Raw genomic sequence first — 4,287 nt, forward strand, 5'->3', positions numbered from 1 at the left:
CCCATAGTACATGTTCTTCGGTTCGTTTTTGTGAACTAAATTTATTTTCGTTTATTTTGGTTCGTTTTTACGAACTTATTTGAATGCTGCCTATTATGATTTTTTCTATAATATTCTTTGTTCTTATTTAGCTTTATTCTCTATTCTTCAGTTTGTTATTACCTATTCTTTTGGACATTTTCGTTTTACTTATTTCTTTTAAAATGTTATGTTTAAATTTTATCATCCATTTAAATATACTTATATTTCAGTTCGTTTTCGCGAACTTATACCCTAATCAAAAAAAGAACGCCACCTTTGTAGATGACGTCCCTCTTTATGACTCGCTATAAAACTATTCGATAACATCTTACGCTGAGTTATCTACTCTCTAAAATATTGTTTTCTAAGTGTTGATCACTTATTCTACTGCGTATGCATAAATTTTGATGACTGTTATAACGTGTCTAACATCTTGCATAACCTCATAATTTACCTTTTTAGCTAAACTATCACTAAAGTAAACATACGTTTCCTTGTTAAAATTGTCCTCAGTGCTTTTACGTGCTAGGATAAGAGTAGGTCATTCCTTTTGAGACATGACCTACGTTTTGACTCTCGCCTAACAGTGATTCTAACTATCATCACTGTTACAATCACTGTGAAAGCAGTTTGATACATGCATTTTAATAACACCTATACTCCAGCTTTGTCATGGTAAATCATGACAGTAGTATTGGGACATCTTAATTTTATAGATGTCCCTTTTTCTTATATCAATAAGTAGATTTATTTTTCTCCTTATCATTTAGATTTCTTGCACACAATCCCATTTTATTAAATTCTAAAACATCGAATTTTTAAGAATTGTCCTTATCATTTTTACATACTATAATAATGGCAGGCCATCCTTTTTTGGGATATAACCTTATTCTGTTTTCAATGCTTCTACAGAGGTTATTGAAACTTCTGTAGAAGCAATCATACAAGCTAGCCTCAACCTCTGCTAGCTTATATGAAAAAACAACCAATATGTACTCGCCTATTGATTGATAAATAATTCAATAGTGAGTCATGCTGGTTTAATTTTACCTCTATTTTTTCTTAAGTCACACGATTACAACGACTTAAAGGCACCTTAACTTGATTAAGGTGCCTTTCTTTTCTTTCTATCTTCATGCCCATGATAATTATTAGGGGTTCCGCCTAATTGATGAAACCTTGCATACATATACGCTGATAACTCTTTAAAAGCCATATTTAATCTATTAAAGGCATTTTTTGTACCAATATACTCTCGATCTTCCAATAAAGCTCTTCTAGTGTATGCAATCTCTTTAGCAAAAGCCATATTTAATGCATATGAATCTGATTTACGGTTATGACTCTGATAGTATGATAGACCAGAACTTTTAATAGGGCTGAGCAACATCAGAAGCGGTTCAGGGTCCGGACGTTTCCCTCTCTCTTCTGTAGTATCTGGTTTGATCTCTGATAGCAGCTGAGCTTCTCGGCAATAGCCCGTATCTTCCAATTCACCAATAATCTGCTCAATTTCTTGTGCTATTTCATCTCCAGCTGTACATGCTTCTCTGAAAATAACGAAACTCGATACATATTCACTTCTGATACGCGATACACGTCCTATCAAGTAAGCTATAACATCAACATAAGTATAATCCTCATAGCTCTTAATTAGTTCCAATAAAACATCAATCTCTTCGATACTTATATTTTTCTGCTTTAAAACAAGCCATACTTGATATAAGACATCAATATCAAGTTCTGATTCTAAGCTGTCTCTAACCTCTATCAACTGCTTAATATCTTCATCATATTCATGATAAATATTATCTTCTTCTAACGTCTCTATATGATTCTCTATCTTCTTCAGCGCACTCTCTTTAACAACCTTTACATCCTCGTCAGCTTCCAAATCAGGTATTTCATCTTCAAATTCTTCGATTTCTCTCTGTAAAAATTGCTCAATTTGTATTAATCCATGTGATAGATGACTATATTCCTGTCTTAGCACATTCATATAATGATAACGTGTTTCTAATTGTCGCAAATAGCGTGCCATCTCTCCTTCTGCTTGGTACATCATCTCTTCTATTTTTATAAACTTATCTAGGTTTGTGACTGCCATCATTCGATTCCCCTTAAGACAATTTCTGTTCTCGGATAATCCATCTCTTGAAATTTTGCCATCGTTACCATTACTACTCGACTATCCTTGACATCTAAGCCTTTGAAAATACTGTCGAGCGCTGCTTTAAGCAAATTATCTATATCAGGTGCTGTTGTACGTGTAATCTGTTTAAGTCTCTTTTGACTCCTAGGCGCTTGAACATAAAACATAATTTCCGCTTTAACACCTAAAGGCGTGTGTATAATATCGAAAAAATCTTCATTCAATGCCTGATCAGCTTCCAATTGTGCCTGTACAGCATCTATATAGTCTATATACGCTTGATCATAATACGTAATCTTTCTGCCATCTCCTAAAAAGCGATGACGCGGCCTTGGCGTTGCCATCGGTGCAAGGTTGATGGTATACCGCCATACTTTGCTCATACATCCAACCTCCTAAGATTGCCCCTTATTGTCGGAAGTTTTAGTACGTTTCGACTCATTTTTGTACTTTAAATAATCCGTATTCATACTATTAATGTGTTTTTGTACTATTTCTTCTTGCTGCTCGAGATCTACTTCAGCTTTTTTCTTCGTTTTTTCATATTTTTCTGGGTGCTCTATATAGTCGTTAAACATTGCAATCACAGTGTTTAATTGTTTAACTGTAAAGATTTCCGCTAAAGCATCAAAGGCACTTTTACTTTCACTGAGCTCTTTTACATGCTTCTTATATTTAAAAACTGCTGTCTTACCTAGTTCTAACTGCTCACTCAATAATTTCCAATGCGCTTCATTAATAAACCATGATGCAATATTTTCACTTTTCGTTTTAGCCATCGTTATTGGCTTTTGTGTTCTTGTATTTGCCATAGACACTTCACCTCTTTGATTAATATGTTTTATATTCGTTATTTTAAATGACGGATTTAATACGTTTCATTTCGGTGTATTGATTCAATTCAAACACTTAACCAGATTCGCCCTATAAAGGTCATTAGGTATAATTTTAAAGTTTTCCGACGTATCATAATAACTTTAATGATTATATAATTAAATAGTAAAAACTCATTGTATTAAAGTACTTTATATAGAAAAACATTGAACTTAAATCATCTATTACTCACTGAGTTCTTTAATATGAACTATTTTAAAATAAAAAACCTTATTTTTTATAGTTCTTTTTTTAGAACTTTAATTGATTGTATTAGTGTGTATAAACATACACATGAATACGTATATATTTGTACTTATCTATATATTTATGTGTATACTTGTGGTTTTTGATAAATGAAAATCTATTCTTGTTGAAGAATAGATTTTATCAGTAGTGTCCTTAGCTTCATCGATGCCTGATTACAATTGCTTGATCAGTTCATTTAAAAATTCTGATGAAGATGAATAATTATTTTCTTTGACTAATTCATCCAGCTTTTTTCTGACTGATGGTTGTAACATAAATTGGTATCTTGCTTTGTTTTCTTTGACTTTGCCCTTTTTAATTTCTATTTTTTTATATGAAACATCCGGTGATGCTGCTTCTTCTAATGCTTTCTCAATATTTTGATCATCTTGTGTATATTTTTTATTAAATGCCATAGCTCAGGCCCTCCTTAGTTATTAATTGATATATTATTATTTTCTTCAAAGCATATAAAATTATTGATATGTTATATTACATCAGCTATGCATCTTTGATTGCTTTACATTTCTCACTGAATTGATCAAAAAATGTTTTTTCCTTCGCATATAATTTGGAATTTTTTTTCATCTTAACAATCGACTTTTTCTCTAAGACACTACGTGTAATTAATTCTTTGTCTGGAAAATATGTGATGTAGTTTGAATTATTTTTAATTGCTTCTTTAAAAGCAATGGATGATTTTGTATTATGTTTAACCATATTTCCAACATAAAATAATTTGGCTGTGACATAACTTTCTCTCGTTTTAAAATCTATGAGCTCTTTTTTCAATTTATTAATACGATATTCAATATTAGCATTCGAATCATCACTAAAGCCGCTCGGCTTATTTGGAGAAATGACTTTATGACTGACGACAATGGCATTACGTGTGGATGTACTGAAATCTGGATGCGTATCGATAATAATATAATCGTATTGATCAAGATGATACGCTTCATAATAATCATCCAACCACATATATAACTGCA

Annotated in this window: 5 protein-coding genes; all 5 read right to left on the reverse strand. The window is 31.9% G+C overall.

What is annotated here, in order from left to right; genetic code table 11:
- Nucleotides 1–1,126 precede the first annotated feature (1,126 nt).
- The gene (locus tag HMPREF3270_RS00075; RefSeq protein ID WP_070848138.1) at nt 1,127–2,128 is read right to left on the reverse strand and encodes a hypothetical protein; all 1,002 of its coding nucleotides are present in this window, start codon (nt 2,126–2,128) and stop codon (nt 1,127–1,129) included.
- A complete protein-coding gene (locus HMPREF3270_RS00080) occupies nt 2,128–2,556 on the reverse strand; it encodes a RusA family crossover junction endodeoxyribonuclease (RefSeq protein WP_060804019.1) in 429 nt (142 codons plus the stop codon). Before HMPREF3270_RS00080 ends, HMPREF3270_RS00075 begins: the two co-directional genes overlap by 1 nt.
- 12 nt (nt 2,557–2,568) lie before the next feature.
- Nucleotides 2,569–2,985, reverse strand: a complete 417-nt coding sequence (locus HMPREF3270_RS00085; RefSeq protein WP_060804018.1) for a hypothetical protein — start codon at nt 2,983–2,985, stop codon at nt 2,569–2,571.
- Nucleotides 2,986–3,468: 483 nt separating this feature from the next.
- On the reverse strand, nt 3,469–3,711 hold the full coding sequence (locus HMPREF3270_RS00090) for a ribbon-helix-helix domain-containing protein (RefSeq protein ID WP_060804017.1): 243 nt from the start codon (nt 3,709–3,711) through the stop codon (nt 3,469–3,471).
- An 85-nt stretch (nt 3,712–3,796) separates the two neighbouring features.
- On the reverse strand, nt 3,797–4,287 hold a 491-nt coding region (locus HMPREF3270_RS00095), incomplete at its 5' end, for a ParA family protein (protein WP_141763108.1).

This window comes from Staphylococcus sp. HMSC65H10, assembly GCF_001839185.1.
GTDB lineage: Bacteria > Bacillota > Bacilli > Staphylococcales > Staphylococcaceae > Staphylococcus > Staphylococcus simulans.